The 1,472-nt window shown below is 44.1% G+C and carries 1 protein-coding gene and 1 pseudogene; both read right to left on the bottom strand.

From position 1 onward, the window contains the following. Positions 1-88 precede the first annotated feature (88 nt). The gene (locus IEV88_RS15170) at positions 89-493 is read right to left on the bottom strand and encodes a hypothetical protein (RefSeq protein ID WP_188160728.1); all 405 of its coding nucleotides are present in this window, start codon (positions 491-493) and stop codon (positions 89-91) included. 1 nt (position 494) lies between these two features. Continuing rightward, a pseudogene (locus IEV88_RS15165) lies at positions 495-1,367 on the bottom strand (DNA cytosine methyltransferase); the annotation flags it as partial. Positions 1,368-1,472 lie beyond the last annotated feature (105 nt).

Below are 1,472 nucleotides of genomic sequence, written 5' to 3'. Positions count from 1 at the left end.
TGGCGCTTCAATTACGGGCCGCCCGATCAGCTCTTGAAAACCCTCCGGAAATGGCTCAAACCATACGCAAGATCATCAAAGTCCTAGGTCAGCCCCTATATCTAACTACTGCCAAAAGAGCTTGCTCATCAGACTGAGCATACATGTTAATTATTTCTGGGGTTGAATCAGGTATCTTTATAGTAAGTAAGCTTGGCTGGGGCCTTATTCTACTTTCTTTTACTAACCGAAAGTTATACAAGCCTCTCCCAACGCCCAAGATTATCCATTCTTTGCCTTTGGGAGGATGGTCGAGTAAACTCTTTGGCATGCCCTTTCTGTATCGTGTGGCATAAACTGCATCACCAATATTTTTTGGTGCAGTAAATCCCAACTCTTGGCAAACATCTAACATTTCTTGCCTCTCAAAAGGTATGACGGCAAGACCATCTTGATATTTATCAAAAAATATCCTTTCGAGAATTCTTTTATATCTGTTCTCCTGCCGCGCCATTCTAAGCTACTTTTCGCGTTCTCTTTGGAATTACATTGGCAGGCACAGAGTAATAATCAGCGGCTTGAGCCATATTATATGATAGCATAACTGGATTACCCAAGCTCAGCACATCTTTTGGTTTTTCAGGCCTAACGCCGATTGCCTTCATTACTTGTTTGGCAACCGCCATTCCTAATTTAGGAGGCACGGAATTACCAATCTGTCTGAAGCCGTGCCACTTAGTCATGTGAAAGCGAAACCAGTCAGGATAAGAGTGCAATCTAGCCGCTTCTCTGACTGTAATACAACGGGGTGTATAGGGATGAATTGGACGAGGTGATGTAAACGCACCTCGATCACTCGCAGTGCCGGCTCTGAGGGTGTTGCATACGCCTTGGGGGTCTAATTTATGAAATCTACTTACAGGTTCTGTTTTGCCAAAAGGAGTCTCCTTAAATCGGTGACGTGATAAGTCGTTATGATTGGTACGAAGACTAGATGTAATCAGGTGAGTTGGATAGTCACGCCTGTACCCAAAATGAAATGGGATATTACTCAATTCTCGCATTTGTAGTGCATACTCAGAAGAGTTCCCATACGGTGCCTCAACCCAATCTCGCTCCAGCAACTCATCAAAATCTTCTGCTTCAGGCAAATCATTTATCGCCTCATCTACAGAGACCTTTCCTTGCGTTTTAGGGTATAAGTATGGACTTTGATCAGCGCGATTTCCGACCAAGAACAATCTCCTGCGATCTTGGGGAACACCGTACTCTGCCGCATTTAAAACTTTATACGGCAATGTAAGATTATATCCCGCAGCCTCACACAGAGAGATAATCTCAGCCAAGAATTTTTTATGCTTCCCTACAGTAAGACCTTTCACATTTTCAAAAACAAAAGGGGCTGACCTAGGACTTTGATGATCTTGCGTATGGTTTGAGCCATTTCCGGAGGGTTTTCAAGAGCTGATCGGGCGGCCCGTAATTGAAGCGCC

The sequence above is a fragment of the Aquisalinus flavus genome, from assembly GCF_014640095.1.
In the GTDB taxonomy this organism is placed as follows: domain Bacteria; phylum Pseudomonadota; class Alphaproteobacteria; order Caulobacterales; family Parvularculaceae; genus Aquisalinus; species Aquisalinus flavus.
Note: the sequence above shows the minus strand (reverse complement) of the source record. Positions and strands in the feature narration are given on the sequence as shown.